At 42.3% G+C, this 18,888-nt stretch carries 19 protein-coding genes; all 19 read right to left on the bottom strand.

Annotated elements, in window-relative coordinates:
• Positions 1 to 301 precede the first annotated feature (301 nt).
• Positions 302 to 1,414 (bottom strand): RNA polymerase sigma factor RpoD, encoded by a 1,113-nt coding sequence (gene rpoD / locus WCV65_RS13690; protein ID WP_035405126.1) that lies wholly within the window; start codon positions 1,412 to 1,414, stop codon positions 302 to 304.
• Positions 1,415 to 1,538: 124 nt separating this feature from the next.
• The gene (gene dnaG / locus WCV65_RS13695) at positions 1,539 to 3,362 is read right to left on the bottom strand and encodes a DNA primase (RefSeq protein ID WP_338777176.1); all 1,824 of its coding nucleotides are present in this window, start codon (positions 3,360 to 3,362) and stop codon (positions 1,539 to 1,541) included.
• Positions 3,363 to 3,397: 35 nt separating this feature from the next.
• On the bottom strand, positions 3,398 to 3,835 hold the full coding sequence (locus WCV65_RS13700) for a YaiI/YqxD family protein (protein WP_082883705.1): 438 nt from the start codon (positions 3,833 to 3,835) through the stop codon (positions 3,398 to 3,400).
• Between the two features lie 483 nt (positions 3,836 to 4,318).
• Positions 4,319 to 5,125 carry a pyruvate, water dikinase regulatory protein gene (locus WCV65_RS13705; protein ID WP_035405129.1) on the bottom strand — a complete coding sequence of 269 codons (807 nt, stop codon included), beginning with the start codon at positions 5,123 to 5,125 and terminating at the stop codon, positions 4,319 to 4,321.
• Between the two features lie 21 nt (positions 5,126 to 5,146).
• Positions 5,147 to 5,785, bottom strand: a complete 639-nt coding sequence (locus tag WCV65_RS13710) for a helix-turn-helix transcriptional regulator (RefSeq protein ID WP_035405367.1) — start codon at positions 5,783 to 5,785, stop codon at positions 5,147 to 5,149.
• Between the two features lie 227 nt (positions 5,786 to 6,012).
• Positions 6,013 to 8,082, bottom strand: a complete 2,070-nt coding sequence (gene glyS / locus WCV65_RS13715; RefSeq protein ID WP_338777180.1) for a glycine--tRNA ligase subunit beta — start codon at positions 8,080 to 8,082, stop codon at positions 6,013 to 6,015.
• A complete protein-coding gene (glyQ, locus tag WCV65_RS13720; protein WP_211559331.1) occupies positions 8,075 to 8,965 on the bottom strand; it encodes a glycine--tRNA ligase subunit alpha in 891 nt (296 codons plus the stop codon). The genes glyS and glyQ overlap by 8 nt, the downstream gene beginning before the upstream one ends.
• Positions 8,966 to 9,283: 318 nt before the next feature.
• Positions 9,284 to 10,036, bottom strand: a complete 753-nt coding sequence (recO, locus tag WCV65_RS13725) for a DNA repair protein RecO (protein ID WP_035405132.1) — start codon at positions 10,034 to 10,036, stop codon at positions 9,284 to 9,286.
• A gap of 30 nt (positions 10,037 to 10,066) precedes the next feature.
• Positions 10,067 to 10,210, bottom strand: coding sequence for a YqzL family protein (locus tag WCV65_RS13730; RefSeq protein WP_066098940.1), 144 nt, complete (start codon positions 10,208 to 10,210; stop codon positions 10,067 to 10,069).
• 203 nt (positions 10,211 to 10,413) lie between these two features.
• Positions 10,414 to 11,322 (bottom strand): GTPase Era, encoded by a 909-nt coding sequence (gene era / locus WCV65_RS13735; RefSeq protein ID WP_338777184.1) that lies wholly within the window; start codon positions 11,320 to 11,322, stop codon positions 10,414 to 10,416.
• Complete coding sequence (locus WCV65_RS13740) at positions 11,315 to 11,713, bottom strand: cytidine deaminase (RefSeq protein WP_035405134.1); 399 nt, start codon at positions 11,711 to 11,713, stop codon at positions 11,315 to 11,317. The genes era and WCV65_RS13740 overlap by 8 nt, the downstream gene beginning before the upstream one ends.
• A 116-nt stretch (positions 11,714 to 11,829) precedes the next feature.
• Positions 11,830 to 12,216 carry a diacylglycerol kinase family protein gene (locus WCV65_RS13745; protein WP_338777189.1) on the bottom strand — a complete coding sequence of 129 codons (387 nt, stop codon included), beginning with the start codon at positions 12,214 to 12,216 and terminating at the stop codon, positions 11,830 to 11,832.
• Positions 12,188 to 12,676, bottom strand: coding sequence for an rRNA maturation RNase YbeY (gene ybeY, locus WCV65_RS13750; RefSeq protein ID WP_338777191.1), 489 nt, complete (start codon positions 12,674 to 12,676; stop codon positions 12,188 to 12,190). Before ybeY ends, WCV65_RS13745 begins: the two co-directional genes overlap by 29 nt.
• Positions 12,673 to 14,856, bottom strand: a complete 2,184-nt coding sequence (locus tag WCV65_RS13755) for an HD family phosphohydrolase (protein WP_338777194.1) — start codon at positions 14,854 to 14,856, stop codon at positions 12,673 to 12,675. The genes ybeY and WCV65_RS13755 overlap by 4 nt, the downstream gene beginning before the upstream one ends.
• An 83-nt stretch (positions 14,857 to 14,939) precedes the next feature.
• The gene (locus WCV65_RS13760) at positions 14,940 to 15,902 is read right to left on the bottom strand and encodes a PhoH family protein (protein ID WP_035405139.1); all 963 of its coding nucleotides are present in this window, start codon (positions 15,900 to 15,902) and stop codon (positions 14,940 to 14,942) included.
• A 3-nt stretch (positions 15,903 to 15,905) separates the two neighbouring features.
• Positions 15,906 to 17,081, bottom strand: coding sequence for a sporulation protein YqfD (gene yqfD, locus WCV65_RS13765; protein ID WP_338777197.1), 1,176 nt, complete (start codon positions 17,079 to 17,081; stop codon positions 15,906 to 15,908).
• Positions 17,082 to 17,110: 29 nt separating this feature from the next.
• Positions 17,111 to 17,395: a sporulation protein YqfC gene (gene yqfC / locus WCV65_RS13770; protein ID WP_035405141.1), complete on the bottom strand. Its 285-nt coding sequence runs from the start codon at positions 17,393 to 17,395 to the stop codon at positions 17,111 to 17,113.
• Positions 17,396 to 17,463: 68 nt separating this feature from the next.
• On the bottom strand, positions 17,464 to 17,874 hold the full coding sequence (locus WCV65_RS13775) for a hypothetical protein (RefSeq protein WP_338777201.1): 411 nt from the start codon (positions 17,872 to 17,874) through the stop codon (positions 17,464 to 17,466).
• An 18-nt stretch (positions 17,875 to 17,892) separates the two neighbouring features.
• Positions 17,893 to 18,879, bottom strand: a complete 987-nt coding sequence (gene floA / locus WCV65_RS13780) for a flotillin-like protein FloA (protein ID WP_338777203.1) — start codon at positions 18,877 to 18,879, stop codon at positions 17,893 to 17,895.
• Positions 18,880 to 18,888 lie beyond the last annotated feature (9 nt).

Consider the following 18,888-nt stretch of genomic DNA (forward strand, 5'->3'; position numbering starts at 1 on the left):
TAAGCGGATGATTTTATAAAACCGAATGATCGAGACCCTCATACTGCGGCCGCAGCTGACTTTAAGATGAAAAGTAACATGGAAATTTTATCTTATAGCTATATTTTAATAATATTTGTTTTGTTCGTAAATACAAATAAGATAGAAAGCGCTTTCCTTTTTGTCTGATTCAGCAAACATTGCATATAGTGGACTCCTGGATATGTAGTCCCGTGGTTCATTACCAATCATGTTCGCTAAGAACAGCCATTTTCTGTGAACAGACAAAAAAAAAGAAAGACGGACACCCGCCTTTCCTTTTCTATTCCAAGAAATCCTTAAGCCGCTTGCTTCTGCTTGGATGACGCAATTTTCTTAATGCTTTCGCCTCGATTTGGCGGATACGCTCACGAGTTACACCGAACACTTTTCCAACTTCTTCAAGCGTTCTGGTACGGCCGTCATCTAATCCGAAACGCAGTCTGAGAACATTCTCTTCTCTGTCTGTCAGCGTATCAAGGACATCCTCAAGCTGTTCCTTGAGCAATTCATATGCTGCATGCTCAGATGGAGATGTTGCATCCTGATCTTCAATAAAATCACCAAGGTGTGAATCGTCTTCTTCGCCAATCGGTGTTTCAAGAGATACTGGCTCTTGTGCAATTTTCAGGATTTCCCGTACTTTTTCCGGGGTTAAATCCATATCTTCTGCAATTTCCTCCGGTGATGGCTCACGGCCAAGGTCCTGCAGGAGCTGTCTTTGAACACGAATAAGCTTATTAATGGTTTCCACCATATGAACGGGAATTCTTATCGTACGGGCCTGATCGGCAATTGCACGTGTAATAGCCTGGCGGATCCACCATGTTGCATACGTACTGAATTTGTAGCCTTTACGGTAGTCAAATTTTTCTACCGCTTTCATCAGACCCATGTTTCCTTCCTGAATCAAATCAAGGAAGAGCATGCCGCGTCCTACGTAGCGTTTAGCGATACTTACAACAAGACGAAGGTTTGCTTCCGCTAAACGGCGTTTAGCTTCTTCATCACCATCTTCTATTCTTTTGGCCAATTCAATTTCTTCATTAGCAGATAGAAGATCGACACGACCAATTTCTTTTAAGTACATCCGTACCGGGTCGTTGATTTTAACCCCTGGCGGCACACTGAGATCATTCAGGTCAAACTCTTCTTCTTTAGCTAAATCCTGTATGTTAGGGTCTTCTGCTTCACCGTTTTCACCTTGAAGCTCAACGCCCTGTTCACCAAGAAATTCATAATACTCATCCATTTGGTCTGATTCCATTTCAAAGCTGGACATACGTTCTGCAATTTCCTCATATGTCAATGAACCACGCTTTTTGCCGATCTCCGTTAGCTGATCTTTCACTTGCTCAAGCGTCAGTTCTGTATCATGGGTTTGTTTGTCAGCCATTGGATCCCCTCCTTCCAAACTCTTGCAGCCTTTTCAGGCAGTTAAATTTTGCGCTGCCTTATTGTAAGACTGCTGGGTTGCTATAGATGAACTCCATATATAATGGACGGTCATTTTCGAATGATTAAGATTTAAATGAGCGTTTAAGCTGAACGATTTCCATGGCAATTCTAGCCGCTTTGACAAAATCCCTTTGCCTTTCCGCTTCATTTTTTTCAGCTTCTTTCTGCTGAAGATCCCGGGTTTTCGGATGATTTAAAATCTGTCTCATATAGTCCTGGATCTCGAGAGGAGAAGGCTCATCACTGATTTGAATCATGGCTATGTCTGACACGGCAGACATAAGCTCTTTGCTGGGAAGCCGCTGGATAAAGGAGCTGATCTTTTCGTCAGTTGCTTCTTCATAATAGGCATATAAATAAGTGGCAATTACCTTGTGTTCTTCAATATTAAATTGAAGTCCAAGTGTATCAAGCACCTTTTGTGCTGCATCCCTGCTCTTGAGCATATGAGCCAGAAGCATTCGCTCTGCATTATGATAGGCAGGCAGTAGAGTCTTGCGTTTACGGGGAGCCATCGGTTTCTCAGCCGCTGCCTTTTTTTGCACCCCGATCTCCTTCGGCCTTCCAGAGGTCCGAATCACTTCAGAAAGCCGTTCCTTCAAAATGCTCATATCCAGTGAAAACTCCTGTGAAAGCTGCCTTAGATAGATCTCTTGTTCCAGCGGATTTTGCATATCGGCAAATTCTTTTAAGATTTGCTCAATATATTGCAGTCTTTCCGCTTCATTTTGAAGATTTTTTCCTCTTTTGTAATAATGCATTTTAAAGGCCATTACCGACACGCTGGCCCCTATTACATCCTGGCGGAACTTTTCTGCTCCGAACCGGTTAATGTAGTCATCGGGGTCAAGTCCGTCCGGTATCATGGCAACCTTAACGGATGCTCCAGCCTGATTCAGTGTTTTTGCCGAACGCAGTGTCGCTTCAAGGCCGGCTTTATCTGAATCGTAGCAAATGATAATCTCAGCACTGTTTCTCTTCAGAATCTTTGCCTGCTCCTCAGTCAGTGCAGTGCCCATTGCAGCAACAGAGTGTTCAACCCCTGCCTTAGAAGCAGAGATCACGTCTGCAAAGCCTTCTAAAAGAACAGATTGCTGATGCTTCCTGATATGTAGCCTTGCCTTATGAAAGTTATAAAGCACCTTGCTTTTATTAAACAGTTTGGTTTCAGGGCTGTTTAAATATTTGGGCTGTTCATCTGTCAAAACCCGCCCTGAAAAAGCAATGGTGTTTCCGTGATGATCAAGAATTGGAAACATGATCCGGTTTCTGAAACGGTCAAGAAACTCTTTCCCGTCGTTCTTCCTGACCAGCAGACCCGCCTGTTCCATTAGCGGCAGACTGAACCCTCTGGCCGAGAGGAATTTAGATACAAAATTCCAGGAAGGCAGTGCAAAGCCAATTTCAAATTGTTCAATGGATTCTTTTGTAAACCCTCTTAGCAAAAGGTAATCCAATGCGTCCTGGCCCTCTTTTGTATTTACCAGCAAATGGTGGTAAAATTTCTTTAAGAGGTCATGCGCTTTCAGCATAGCAGCAGTATCATCATCCTGCTTTTCATGACTGGAGGAAGAGACCAGCGCGACTTCCTCAGGCAAAGCTATTCCTTCTTTCTCGGAAAGCTGCCGGACAGCCTCTACGAATTCATACCCTTCCATTTGCATTAAGAAAGAAAATACGTTCCCTCCTGCTTTGCAGCCAAAACAATGAAAAATCTGCTTGTCAGGTGAAACAGAAAATGATGGAGTATTTTCTCCATGAAATGGACAAAGCCCAAAATAATTTCGCCCCTGTTTATTTAACTGGACATATTCTCCGATGATATCGACAATGTCCACGGACTGCTGAATCTTATTTACAGCGTCCTCAGGAATTCTCTGAGCCATTCTAACATCCCCGTGTTTGAAGTATTCGAGACTAACTAATCAATCCCTGCAATATTCGACAAGAACTTTTCCAGAGATTCTTTAAATTGTTTCCGGTCGGCATCCAGAAAAGGTTTTGGTCCTTTAGAATGAATGCCCTCTCTTCTTCCCTTCGCAGACAAATACCGGTACTGCAAAGCCGTTTCTATATTATACTCTGTATACTGTTTACCCCTAGGCGTTAAAACAATAACGTTCTTTTTCAGGAGTAAGCCTGCCAGCCCAATATCCTGAGTAATCACAATATCCCCGGGATGAATATGGTTCACAATATAGAGATCTGCCGATTCTTTATCTGTGTCAACATAAACCCACTTTTTCCCCAGCGTTTCGCTTGTCATGTGATTATAGGAGGCGACAAATATCGACTCTGTCTCATAAGTGTCAGCTAAATCAGCAATTTCCTTCTTTACTGGGCATGCATCAGCATCCACTAATATTTTCAGCTTTTTTTCGGCATTTTTCTCTATTCTCCATCACTCCGTTAAAATCCTTCTTCCAAAGCAGAATCATTATTCTTACTCACCCTGACTAAGAGGAGTATTAGAATAAAGCGTGATGAAATGTCTGAAGGAAGCTGATCTGCTAAAACCATTGTCGAATAATTTTAGCATATTGTTCTTGACAGATACTAGTAAATAGTTTATTCTATCGCCTTAAAGTCTAAACCTAAAAAGTGTAATTTTATCACAATTTTTTATTATAATACAAAGCCTTCATTTTTTCTACGTTTTTTACTTGAATTTGAAAAAGAAATTTTCATGCTCCAGGAGCGCACATCAAATGAAAGCCCGGCTGAAAAAATTCAGCTGGGCCAGTCCCGCAGGATGCGGGTTTTATCTGCACTGTAATCGCTCCACTAACAAAAAGAAAATATTTTTCACCGTTGCACTCGTTCCTAAAGAAGGAATAATCGCTCATTTATTCATAATGGTTTGAATAATATTTGCCGTTTCCTCTACCGCTTTGTTTGAAACGTCAATTACGTTGCAGCCAATGCGTTCCACCACTTTGTCAAAGTACTCGATTTCTTCATTAATCCGATTGATGTTGGCATAGATTGCCTGGTCATTTAATCCAAGTGATTTGAGGCGCTCGCGTCTGATGTTATTGAGCTTTTCTGCACTGATTCTAAGACCGATGCACTTTTTGGCAGGGATCTTGAAAAGTTCTTCGGGCGGCTCCACTTCCGGTACAATCGGAACATTGGCCACCTTAAAACGTTTATGTGCAAGGTATTGGGATAAAGGTGTTTTGGATGTTCTGGAAACTCCGATCAGGATAATATCGGCTTTCAGCAGACCCCTTGGATCTCGGCCATCATCATATTTAACAGCAAATTCAATGGCCTCAACCTTTTTGAAATAGTCTTCATCCAGCTTGCGCACTCTGCCAGGTTCATATTTCGCCTGGATGCCATAGGATGTTTCCATTTTATCAATTAAAGGACCGATAATGTCATGAATTGGCACATTCCTGACAGCTGCCAGCTGAATCAGGTAGTTCCTCAATTCCGGTACCACAAGAGTAAAGCAAATAATTGCTCCGTCCATTTGTGCGTAGGATACGACTTCCTCCAGAGTGGTTTTGTCTTCAACGTAAGGAATCCGCTTGATCATCGTGTTTGCCGCGGTTCCATTGAACTGGCTGATTGCTGCTTTAACAACCAGTTCGGCCGTCTCCCCTACTGAATCTGATACTACATAAATGACCCGGTTATTCATCCCGTTCCCCGCTTCCCTATGTTAAATGATATCGTTATCTGCAAGTCTCATTAGAATTTTGGTCATATTGGTTTTAGTAATTCTCCCAATGACTTCAAACCCTTTTTCTGTATCTCTAATAATTGGAAGTGCATCGATTTGCTTCTCAATCAGCGATTTTGCCACATCCATTATAAAATCCTCGTTTTTACAAACTGTAATATTCGGCATTCGTGTCATAATGATGTTAACCGGGATGGAAGCTAATTCTTGTTTGCCGATGCTAGCCCGCAGCAAATCTTTTCTGGAGAGCACACCAACGAGCAGGGAGTCCTTATCCACAACAAATAATGTACCTACGTCCTCGAGGAACATCGTGACGATTGCATCATAGACCGACACATTCTCGCTAACGACTACGGGAATGGATTGAAAATCCTTCACCTGAAGTTTTTTCAGCTTATCGCTTAATAGCTGATTGCCTGTCTTTCCAGTATAAAAATAGCCGACCCTCGGTCTTGCTTCCAAATATCCGGACATCGTCAAAATAGCAAGGTCCGGTCTTAGAGTAGCCCTTGTCAAATTTAATTGATCTGCTATATGTTCACCTGTTATAGGCCCATTTTCCTTCACGATTTGAAGGATTATTTCCTGCCGCTTGTTCAGTTCGATTATACTCACCACCAGTTCCGGCATTCTGCGGCTATTTTTTCTCTTCCGCAAAGGATTATGTAAATGCATTACATTACGCTTGTTCTATCAACATTATATATGAAACAGGCAGGAAAAAAAGTCATGTTATGAAAGCTTTTTTATGCAAAACTGCCATCAGAGAAGGCTTTCTTCATTTATAGCGGCGTATTTACGGCATAAAGCTTTGGATCCTGAAAAAACAGGATCCAAAGAACTTATTTAACGATAATAGAATTGGTTTCAGCGAAAGAACGAATTACATCAGCCAGCTGCTTCATTTGAGCGAGGCGGTTCACTTTCACTTTTTCATCCTCTGCCATAATCATAGTGTGATCAAAGTATGACGTAATTTCTGGCGTCATCGTTTTCAGTGCAGCAAACGCTTGAACGAAATCCGAGGAGGCTGAAGCCTTATAATACTCGGAAATGGCTTCTTCCGCTTTGCTGTGCAGAGCCTTTTCGTATTCATTTTCAAAAAGCGCTGGATCTACAGCTGTGTTATCGCCTGCCTTACTCGCTATGTTTAGTACACGTGAGAAGGCTTCAATGGTTTCTTTGAAGGTTTCGGTACCGGACTCAGATGCCAGTACATCCGCCCGTTTGATCATGGACGTTACCTCTGCTTCAGAGGATTGCAGAATTGCCTCAACCAAATCGTAGCGAATATTTCTTTCATCCATAACATACTTCGCTCTCATTTTGAAAAATCCTGTTAATTCATCGATCAGTTTTTCCGGTTCTTCTGCTTCTAGAGAGGACAAGGAAAGCTGAAATAGCTCCCGAAGCGAAATCTTCCAATTATAGCCTATAAGGATTTGAACAATTCCGCTTGCCTGCCTTCTGAGTGCATATGGATCTTGTGATCCGGTTGGGAGCATTCCAATAGAGAAGAAAGCAGTAATTGTATCAAGCTTGTCGGCAATCGCTACGACCGCACCTGCCTCGGAAGCAGGGATCGAATCCTCGGAATGCCGTGGACTATAGTGCTCATTGATTGCCGCCGCAACCGTTTCTTTCTCCCCTAAAAGCCTGGCATACTTTTCACCCATTACACCTTGCAGTTCAGGAAATTCGTAAACCATGTGGGAAACGAGATCAAATTTGCTGATTTGAGCTGTCCGTTTTGCATCTTCACGGACTTCTTCATTCAGCTCAAGATGTTTTGCCAACATATCTGACAGTGCGGTAACTCTTCTTACTTTGTCCCCTAGTGAACCGAGTTCTTCATGGAATACAATTTTTTCAAGTTTTTCTACAGCCTCGCCGATTTTCAGCTTATGGTCTTCATTATAAAAGAATGCAGCATCAGAAAGGCGGGCTCTTAATACCTTCTCATTTCCACGGGCAACTTGTTCAAGATGCACATCGTTTCCGTTGCGGACCGTTACAAAGTAAGGAAGAAGGACGCCTTTTTCATCTTTAACCGGGAAGTAGCGCTGATGTTCCTTCATCGTCGTTACAAGGACTTCTTCAGGCAAGGTTAAATAATCGGCTTCAAATTTCCCATATAGGGCAGTCGGGTATTCCACCAGATTGTTTACTTCCTCAAGTAAATCCTCATCAACCGGAATAACCCAATGATTTTCCTGTGCCATCTCCTCGAGCTGATGTCTGATCAGCTGCTTGCGTTCAGCCGGATTTGCAACAACATATTGTTCATTTAACTCGTTTTCATAGCTGGCTGGTTCTGTTATGGAGACAGAAGATTCTCCAAGGAAGCGGTGCCCGCTTGTTACAATACCCGTTTGGATGCCTGCCAGCGTAAACGGTATAACCTCATTGCCGAATAACGCTATGATCGATTTAATAGGGCGGGCATAGCGCATGTCCTGACTTCCCCATTTCATATTTTTAGGGAAGGTAAGACTCGAGAGTACTTTATCCAGGTTTTTCAAAAGTTCCGCAGTGAACTGCCCCTTTACATGCTTTTGAACATGGACATACTCTACATCGTTAATTTCTTTAAAATATATATCCTCTACTGAAGCACCCTGTCCTCTGCAGAATCCCATTGCAGCCTTGCTCCAATTGCCTTCTGCATCGAGAGCAATTTTTTTTGCCGGCCCTTTCGCTTCTTCTGTTACATCTTCCTGTTTCTCAGCTAAACCAGAAACCAAAACAGCAAGACGGCGAGGGGTTGAATACAGCTTCATTTCTCCAAATGGAACCGCATGGTCAGTAAGCCATTTCTGCACTTTTTCTCCAAGCTGATTCATTGAATCTGTAACAAACCTTGCCGGAAGCTCTTCTAGTCTGATTTCTATCAGCAGGTCATGTTTATTCATGATTTTCCGCCTCCTGTTCCTTTACCATTGGAAAGCCTAACTTTTCTCTTTCATCATAGAACGTTTTAGCCACTTTTCTTGCAAGATTCCTTACTCGGCCAATATATCCTGTTCGTTCAGTGACTGAAATGGCCCCTCTCGCATCTAAAAGGTTGAAGGTATGAGAACACTTCAATACATAATCATACGCTGGATGCACCAGCCCCTGATCCATTTGGCGATGTGCTTCTTTTTCATAAACCGTAAACAGATGGAAGAGCATCTCTGCATCCGATGTCTCGAACGTGTATTTAGAATGTTCATATTCCGGCATTCCGAATATATCCCGTACAGTAAATCCATCCGTCCATTCTAAGTCAAAAACGTTTTCCTTATCTTGAATATAGGACGCAAGACGTTCAATTCCATATGTAATTTCAACTGAAACAGGCTTGCACTCTAATCCGCCTACCTGCTGAAAATACGTAAATTGGGTGATTTCCATTCCATCAAGCCATACTTCCCATCCAAGACCGGCGCAGCCAAGAGAAGGATTTTCCCAATTATCCTCTACAAAACGGATATCATGTTCAAGCGGATTTATTCCAAGTGCTTTTAAGGAGTCTAGATACAGCTCCTGAATATTATCAGGGGATGGTTTCATAATTACTTGAAATTGATGATGCTGATACAGACGGTTAGGGTTCTCTCCATAACGGCCATCAGCAGGCCGGCGAGACGGTTCTACATACGCAACGTTCCAGGGCTCAGGTCCAATTGCTCTTAAAAATGTGTAAGGGCTCATTGTTCCTGCACCTTTTTCGGTATCGTAAGCCTGCATTAAAATACAGCCCTGTTCTGACCAGTGCTTTTGCAATGTTAAGATCATGTTTTGAATATTCATATAGATCCCTCCAAAAGGATGATAATTTCGGCAGAAAACGTAAAAAACTCCCGTCTCTATGCCATTACAGAATGACATAGGGACGAGAGTTACCCGCGGTTCCACCCTACTTGGGAATTCAGAAGACTGCTTCGTCGTTCCCCTCTTTTCAAAAACATGCTCCGGAATGCCTTTCGCAGCTGCTTCGTATCCGGCTTTCACCGCCCCGGACTCGCTAAAACAAAAGCACATGCTGGTACTTCTTTCCTTCTTCACATGGTTAAAATTCGATTAAATTATATACGAATCATAATGAAATTTATCATGATTGTCAACCTGCTACAGCTGATCCCGTAAATTTTCAATCTGATCCAAAAATCGTTTTGATTTTAAGTACAGGCCAGAATATTCCTGATAATAGCTGTTTAAAACGAGCTTAAGTTCATTTTTCGTCTCGGTTTTGACAGAAATTTGGCCAAGCCTGTTTAAATCAAAGAAATACAGGAGACGCAAGAGTCTGACTGTTCCCTGTGAAACAACGAGTCTGTAAGGATCTTTTTCAAAACAGCGGTGGCACAGAAAACCCGCTTCTCTAATTGAAAAATGAAAGGTTCCATCCGTACTTCCGCAATTGACACAGCCATTCAGATGCGGAGTAACTCCAAGAACCGGGAGCATTTTCAGTTCAAACATTCTAAGCAGAATATCTGGATCCTGCCCCTCGTCAAGGTGCTGGAACATTTGCAGAAAGAGTTCAAAAAGAAAAGGGTTCCTTTCCAGGCTGTCTGTCCCCTTGTCCAGCAGTTCTGCCATATAGGAAGCGTAAGCCGTCATAAATAAATCTTCTCTAATGGAACGCATTGAAGAGAGGGTTTCGGCCTGCTGCAAACTTCCAAGGCCTGATGATTTTTGAAATAAAAAAGTGCCATAAGTAAAAAGCTGAGTCATCGCTGCAAGACGGCTGTTTGGTTTTTTTGCTCCCCTAGCCATCACTCCAACTTTACCCAGCTCTCTTGTATAAATCGTGACTATTTTATTGTTCTCTCCATAGTTGGATGAACGAATAATGATTCCTTCGCATTTTTGGAGCACCTTTTTCCTCTCCATCCGGAAGGGCCAGAATCAAATCAGCGGAAAATCTGGACTAATCAGCTCATCCTCTTGTGTATCGGGTCCATCTGCATGCTCCTTTTCCATTTCCTTAAAAAGAAGATACGTGTCAATATTACCTGTCTGATAAAAAACCTTCCAGGTAAAATCCTTCATGTTACCCCCACCTTTCGTCAATAAGACCAGAAAAGCTTAATCCAATTTTCTTACTGATAGGATGACCCTGACTCCCTCTAATCATGTTAAACAATATTTGCTAAATTGTGCTAGCCAATTTTTAATTTTTGGCTCTGTTAAAATTGGGTGTTGATTGCAGCCAGCAGGTCTCAAAAAACATCATGCTTTAACATGCTGATTTTTTAGTATTCATCTTCTCTGAATCCATAGTCTCTCAGCTGATTCATTTTATTACGCCAGTCCTTTTGAACCTTTACCCAAAGCTCCAAAAACACTTTCGATCCTAAAAGGGCTTCAATATCCACCCGTGCACGCTGTCCGACTTCCTTCAGCATCTTTCCTTGCTTTCCAATCACGATGCCCTTTTGCGAATCACGCTCTACGATAACAGTAGCTGCCACATATACTGAAGCGTTTTCCTCCCTGCGTTCGATTGCATCAATGACGACTGCAACGGAGTGAGGAATCTCTTCCCTAGTCAAATGGAGGACCTTTTCTCTGACCAGTTCGGAAATAATAAAGCGTTCAGGGTGATCAGTTACTTGATCGGCAGGATAATACTGCGGACCTTCAGGCAGATATGTTTTAATCTGCTCAAGGAGCGTTTCAATATTGTTCCCCTGCAATGCAGAAATTGGCACCACTTCTTTGAACGGGTATAACGCTTTATATTTTTCAATCAGCGGGAACAGCTGATCTGGATGCAGCTGATCTATTTTATTGATTACAAGGAAAACGGGCGTTTTAACTTCTTTAAGCTTTTCGATAATAAATTCATCGCCTCTGCCATAGCCCTCTTCTGCATTAATCATAAACATAATAATGTCTACTTCACGCAAAGTATTTTGTGCAACCTTCATCATAAAGTCGCCAAGCTTGTGTTTCGGCTTGTGAATTCCCGGGGTGTCAATAAAGATGGTTTGAGAGTCTTCAGTAGTCAGAACTCCCTGAATCTTATTTCGTGTTGTTTGAGGTTTGTCACTCATTATGGCAATTTTTTGGCCAATTACCCGGTTTAAAAATGTTGATTTGCCGACATTTGGCCTGCCGATAATGGAAACAAAACCTGATTTATATTCTCTGTTAGTCATTTAAATCCTCCGCTGAAAATGCTCCCGGCAGCAATTCACCTGCTGTAAGCTGTTCAATATCGCCGTTCATATTTGTTAGTATCACTTTCATATCCTTGCTGCAAAGCTCGGAAATCACCTGCCGGCATGCACCGCATGGCGGAACAGGTCTTTTCGTATCTGCAACGACTGCTATCGCTTCAAAGTCCGTTTCACCTTCTGAATAAGCCTTGAATAAGGCAGTCCGTTCTGCACAATTGCACATGCTATATGCGGCATTTTCTATGTTGCACCCGCCAAATACCTTACCGGATTTGGTCAAAAGCGCAGCGCCTACCTTGAATGTTGAATATGGCACATACGCTCTTTCCCGTGCTGTTTTCGCTTCAATAATCAGTTGTTCTGTATTCATGCCGCATTTCATCCTTTCATTTTCAATCAGCTGCGTCTATTTCTATTCTACCCGAAAACATCATCTTTTTCACGTTTTCTCGTGAAATAAAGAATAAATAATTAGAATATTCTCAATTATAAAAATTCAATTATTTTTGGAGTAAATATTAGCACTCCAATAAAGAAAGCTGCAATGGCCGCCACGAACACTGAGCCCGCAGCAGCATCTTTGGCAGCCTTTGCCAACGGACGCATTTCATCCGTTACAAGATCTACTGTCCGTTCAATTGCTGTATTCATAAGCTCAAGTGACAGCACTGCCGCAATTGACCCAATAACCATGTACCATTCCATAAAACTGATTTCCAGAATGAAACCTGCAGCAATGGCCAGTACCATCAATATACAATGGATCTGAAAATTTCTTTCATGCCGGAACACATTCATGAGTCCGGACGAGGCGAATGCAAAACTTTTCAACAGACGTTTAATTTCAGATGTTTTCTGATCTTGTAAGCCCATAGGAATCTAAAATCCCCTTCTGCTTAGTAAACATTTCCTTTTCGTCTTCCTCTGTCAAATGATCATACCCCAGCAAATGCAAAAAACCGTGAACGGCTAAAAATCCGAGCTCTCTTTTAAAGCTGTGACCATAGTCAGCAGCCTGCTCTCTTGTTCTTTCTACAGAGATAATAATATCACCCAGTACCGGAGGCATGTCCGCCCCGATAATCTCGATCTCATCTTCACCCTGCTCTTCCATGGCAAAGGAGATCACATCCGTTGGCTGATCCTTATCCCTGTATTCACGGTTAATTTCCTGAATCCTGCTGTTATCCGTAAACGTGACCGAAACCTCGGCCCCGTCTTTTGTCTGCTCTGCTTCTGCAGCAAATTGGAGAAGAGCTTCTACAATATTGATTTCTTCAGATGACAGCTCACCTGTTTCATCGCATAGATCAATCATTAATCTTTTATTCATGCCTGTTTCACCTTCTGTTTCGTTACTTCCGGATATTCAATGCGGGAGTGAAAAATTCCTTTAAGGGATTCACAAAAAGACTTCGCCACAATATCCAGTTCTTTTAATGTTAAATCACATTCATTAAGCTGTCCATCCTGGAGGCGGTCAGCAATGATTCCTCTAACCAGCTTTTGGATGCGCTCAGGTGTTGGGCTGGACATGGAGCGTACCGCTGCCTCAACGCTATCAGCAATCGATATTACAGCGATTTCTTTGGTTTGCGGCTTAGGTCCGGGATAACGGAACTCTTCCTCCAGAATTTCATCCCCGCGTTCCTTCGCTTTGTAGTAAAAGTATTTCAAAAGGCTCGTGCCGTGATGCTGCTCGGCTATATCAACAAATTCTTTCGGCATCTTGTGTTTTCTCAGCATCTCAGCACCATCCGATGCATGGGCAATGATTACATTTTTACTTAGCTGAGGGGAAAGCTTATCATGAGGATTGTCCATCTTCATTTGATTTTCAATAAAGTATTGGGGACGTTTTGTTTTTCCTATGTCGTGATAATATGCTCCTACCCTCGCAAGCAATCCATTTGCTCCGATTGCTTCACAGGCAGACTCAGACAGGTTCGCTACCATCACACTGTGATGATACGTACCAGGCGTTTCTGTGAGAATTTTCCGCAGCAGCGGATGATTCGGATTTGACAGCTCAATAAGGCGCATAGTTGAAAGCAAGCCGAAGCCTGTTTCAAAAAATGGCTGAAATCCCATTGCAAGAACAGATGCTGCGATACCGGAAATCGCCGCCATGATAAAATAGCTTCCGATTTCTAAATTTGAATAGTTTCCATTTTGTATCAAAGTCAGTGCTGTAATCATCATAATATTAACCAATGCAACAAAAAGGCCCGCCTGCAATATTCTTGATCGTAAGTTATGCTTATTGAGGAACAGTACACCAGCAAGGCAGCCGGCTAGGTAATAGATTCCCATATTAAAATTAAATGTACCTGTAATTCCTTCGTTAAAAATGATGCTGCCGCAAACAGACAGAATAATGCTTGAAAGAATGGCCTGTCTCTCGCTGATTAGCAATTTAACGAGCATCGGTCCCATTGCAGCAGGCACAATAAGCCCTATGTATGTAATATCCAGCTGCTGGAAAATACTAATCGCTTTCATAAACAGCAAAGAGATGAAAAAAACGAGAAAGAAGAGAAGCAGGGAAAGATTCTTTTTTTCTGCTGTTTTCTGCTGGCTTTCAAAATAATAAATCAGGATCGAAACCGCCAGCAACACAAAAATCAGCAAGCCCAAAAATGGTTTAAAGGATTGCTTATTATTAATCAGGCCGGCAATATCCAGCTTATGATAGATTTCAGGAGTAATGGTTTGTCCCTCTGAAACAATAATCTGACCTTGTTTAATGACACTTTCCTTCACTTTGTCTGCAGCCTGCTGCCGTTTTTCCTTTGTAGCTTTATCGTCATAAATATAATTCGGAATAACTGCATACTGGCCAATTTCGATGGAGGACTGAAGCATTTCAGATGTCAGCGGCGTATATTGAAGTTCCTTCTCCACCTGTTGTTTCTTCTCCTCAAGTTTATCAGTGGAAATTTCCTCGCGCATCACCTTATTAACGGTCGTCACAACCGATTCCTTGGCCACCGTCAGTTCCTCTGTCGAAGCTCCAATTAGAGGAAAGAGGGTATCCTTTGGTATTTTCCGCTTGAAACCGTCTGCCAGTTTTTTTTCAAGAAGAGCATACTTCTCTTCTGCAGTAAGCGGTTTCAATTGTTTTTCCTTTACCGGATCTTCGTTTTTTGCGGCGTCGTTTTTCACTTCGTTTAATGCCTCAGTGTTCACTTCTATTGCAGAGTTGTAAATAAAGTTGACAAGCTGGACTCTGCTGTCCGAGTACTCTTCAACAAGCCTGTATTGATCTTCTATTTGCTGATAAGCCTCGTTCTTTTTTCTTTCCGTCTCTTCCCTGTCTACTACATTGATCGGGGAGTACAGCGTTTGCTTTGAAATATCAAGCAGTTTAATATCGAGGTTCTGAGGCTTAACGTTTCCATACAGACTAGCGAATAAAATAATTCCAAACAGCACATACAGAATATAGTGAAGAAATCGGTTTTGATTTATGAGGTCAATTTGTTTTTTAAAGCCTGTCTGCTTTTTTTTCATGTAAAGGCACCTCCCGCCGCTGTGAAGTAAGATCAAATGAGTGGTGATACATAGACAGATGACCCAGTGAGGGTCATCTGCCATCAGTTCTCATTTTTTTGATACGCTTCAATGATTTTCCCAACAAGAGGATGTCGGACTACATCTGCCTGCTCTAATTCAACAAATGAGATCCCCGGCACGTTCTCAAGCATGCTGCGGGTAATGGCAAGACCGGATTTAACTCCTTTTGGCAAGTCGACTTGAGTGATATCACCCGTTACCACCATTTTTGAACCGAATCCCAACCGGGTTAAGAACATTTTCATTTGGGCATGAGTCGTATTCTGGGATTCATCTAAAATAACAAATGCGTCATCCAGGGTACGGCCTCTCATGTAGGCTAACGGGGCAATTTCAATGGTTCCGCGTTCCATTAGACGTTCCGTATGTTCCAGGCCAAGCACATCATGCAGAGCGTCATAGAGCGGCCTTAAATAAGGATCTACCTTTTCTTTTAAATCACCAGGTAAAAATCCGAGGCTCTCTCCCGCTTCAACAGCAGGCCGCGTAAGCACGATTCTTTTAACTGAGCCGCTTTTGAGCGCATTGACAGCCATTACGACGGCAAGATACGTTTTCCCTGTACCAGCCGGACCAATTCCGAATACAAGGTCTGATTGCCTGATGGCAGATATATAATGCCTCTGCCCCAATGTTTTAATGCGGATTGGTTTTCCTTTTGCACTTTTCGTAATTTCTTCGTTAAATAAGGACTGAAATTCATCGAGTTTTTGTTTTTTTGCCATGCTGACTGCATAGATTACATCTCTTTCGGATATAACAATTCCTTTGCGTATGACGCCTAGCAGCGCCTGCAATATGTCATCAGTCAGCTGAACATTTATAGAGTCCCCAGAAACATATACTGCTTCACCGCGGGTCACAATGGTGACATGGAGCTCTTCCTCGAGCCTTTTAAGATGAATATCCTGATTACCGAAGAGCATGATGGCTTCATTCGGATTTTCTAGCTTCTGATTCATTGACACTAAGTCTTCTGGCATTCTTTAGTCTCCCTGAACTATTGGTGTGGTTTTCACGATATCTTCAATTACCTGGTAAAGTATTTTCAATTTTACTTTACCATTCTCATTCCTTTGGTGCAAAACTTTTTCGCCCTTGATACGGCCGCTTTCTCCAATTTTTTGCATTAAATCCTCTTTTCCCATTTCGACTCCGGCTCTTACCGCTTCCTTTACGGTATAACTCCTGGTTACTACTTCCTTTTCCCTTTTTATTTCTTTTATATACGAAAACGGGGTCTTCCACCCTAGAAATTGCAAATCTCTTTTGTCCTGCTCTTTTACATAAACAGACGGATCTTTCTGTCTGTAACCCCAAATCTGCAGATTCCATCCGTTAATTGAGACGTATTGTTTTTCTGATAAATTTCCGTTATAAACGCTAAAATCGGTTTTAAGAGGCACTTCGACTTCTGTTTCATACCATGTCTCGCCAAAAATCTTCGCCTTAGCCGGTATGAATTTTCCTCCTACCATCCCCGATACAAGAAGCTGGCCCTGCTGCACGTGATCATGAACCATTGCAAGCGGCTTCCCCTGCTCAACATAAATTCTTGTGATAACGGCTTTCTTCTTTGCCACGATATTGCGGGGACTTGAATACTCCTCCTGCTCCGGCATATTTTTTTCTACCACCTTTAAATGATAGGATGTCCCCTTTAATTCCACCCCGACCCAGGTTAAAGCAGGAATACGGCTTGTTAAGATTTTCTGAATGTCATCTGAATCATAGGTCAAGAATTGAACGGCCCCTGGTTTCACTCCCATTCTATCCAGTTCCTTTACAATTAAATGCTCAGTTTCAGGCTTGGCTCCGTGGACTTCAATTGCCCAGATCATATTGGACAGCATGAACAGCACACCTAAAAACAGAAGCATTCCGAGTACAAATCCACTGTTTTTGTATGATCTTTTCACAATAAAGGGGAAGCCTTTTTTCTTTGGAAAGCTGCATTTGCAATCCTGTTTTCTTCTTACGGTCCGGAAAGCATGTACATCTTTTAGCGGAATAAAAAAGGAAATCGATTGATCCCCTTCACGCTTTACTCTCCATACGGATATGCCGCTGCGGAGACATTCATTTATCATCCGCTCCAGTCCGGTACCTTCTGCTTTAATCTGAACATAGCCAATCCAAAAGTTTGTCCAGCTGTTTTTCACACCGTTTCTCCTCCATTCCTCCATTGCCGTTACTGTTCAAGGTAATGAACCTGCTCTATTTTCCCCTCAAGCATAATTTCCTCAGGCAAAATCGTTCGGATTACAAAGCTTTTTCCTTTAATTAAAAGCTGTCCCTGTTTAAGCAGAAGCCTAATTTCCTGATCGGAGAACTTCAGCAGCCCCCGGTGATTTTCAATGTATATATGAATTTGGCCCACCATCGTAATCCGCGGTAAGTCCATCATGACATCAGGCGGGAGTTCAATCGTTTTCGTTATCCAATCTGCTATACGGCTGTTCCATTTTTTTGCCATAAAAAAGAACCCCCCTTCATCTCATATGTATGAGAGAAGCAGAGTTCTGATTCATGAATCTTATGGTCTTATTTGCTCCGTCTTGTATGATGTGGATTTAAAGAACGCGGTTTCCCTATGATTTCGGCCCATATGATCCCCTGAGCAGCAGGGTTTTGCAGAGCCGCTTTTTTTTGATGATTTGAAGCCCTGTTTAGCTTCACTACACTTAGTTCCTTCTCATAACCGCGGTTATTCTTTATTTTTTCCTTATTAATCTCCCTTTGCACCCTTTCGTAAACGGTTTGCACAGACTCTTGAAGCTGCTTTTCCTGAACCTTAAAAGACTCTGGCCTTTCCTTTGGCTTTTTCTGATTTTCAGTTTTTTTATCGCCGCTTCTAAAGGTTCTGGAAAAGATGGCACCAACCACCCATATGAGAGCGGCTGATACAATCGGATTATCTGCAATTGCATTAATGATCGATTCAATTCCATTCATGAAAGCCTGCCTCCTATACTATTTAGAATCATCCTCCTGCCCGTTCATTTTTCCGATGGATCCTCTCATATCCGTATCAGCTGACAGGTTTTGGATATTCAAGTAATCCATTACACCCATATTGCCGCTTTTGAGAGCATCTGCCATCGCAAGAGGAACAGCAGCTTCTGCTTCTACTACCTTAGCACGCATTTCTTCAACCTTCGCTCTCATTTCCTGTTCAGATGCAACAGCCATTGCTCTGCGCTCCTCAGCTTTAGCCTGGGCAATTTTCTTGTCTGCCTCAGCCTGGTCTGTTTGAAGGATGGCTCCGATATTTTTACCAATATCCACATCTGCAATGTCAATTGAAAGAATCTCAAATGCGGTACCGGAATCCAGCCCTTTATTTAAAACGGTCTGTGAAATCATGTCTGGATTTTCAAGGACTTTTTTATGATTATCCGAACTCCCTATCGTACTAACGATCCCTTCTCCTACCCTTGCAATAATCGTTTCTTCACCAGCACCGCCTACTAAACGCTCAATGTTCGCTCTGACTGTGATCCTTGCTTTCGCCTTCATTTCAATTCCATCCATCGCCACTCCTGCAATAAATGGAGTTTCGATTACTTTAGGGTTTACGCTCATTTGTACCGCTTCTAAAACGTCCCGCCCGGCAAGATCGATAGCCGCGCATCTTTCAAACGTTAATTCAATATTTGCCCTTTCAGCAGCAATCAGGGCGTTGACTACCCGGTCGACGTTGCCTCCTGCAAGGTAATGACTTTCCAGCTGATTAGTGGTTACTCCGATACCTGCTTTATGTGCTTTAATAAGGGGATTAATAACCCTGCTTGGTGTAACACGGCGCAGCCTCATTCCGATAAGTGTAAAAATACTGACCCCAACTCCAGCAGCAAGTGCGGAAATCCAGAGCATAACCGGTACAAACGTAAAGAATATACCCAGTAAAATAACTGCTGCAGCAACTAAACCTATTGTTAATAAGGTAGATGGATCCATAATTATCCT

The sequence above is a fragment of the Metabacillus sp. FJAT-52054 genome, assembly GCF_037201815.1.
In the GTDB taxonomy this organism is placed as follows: domain Bacteria; phylum Bacillota; class Bacilli; order Bacillales; family Bacillaceae; genus Metabacillus_B; species Metabacillus_B sediminis.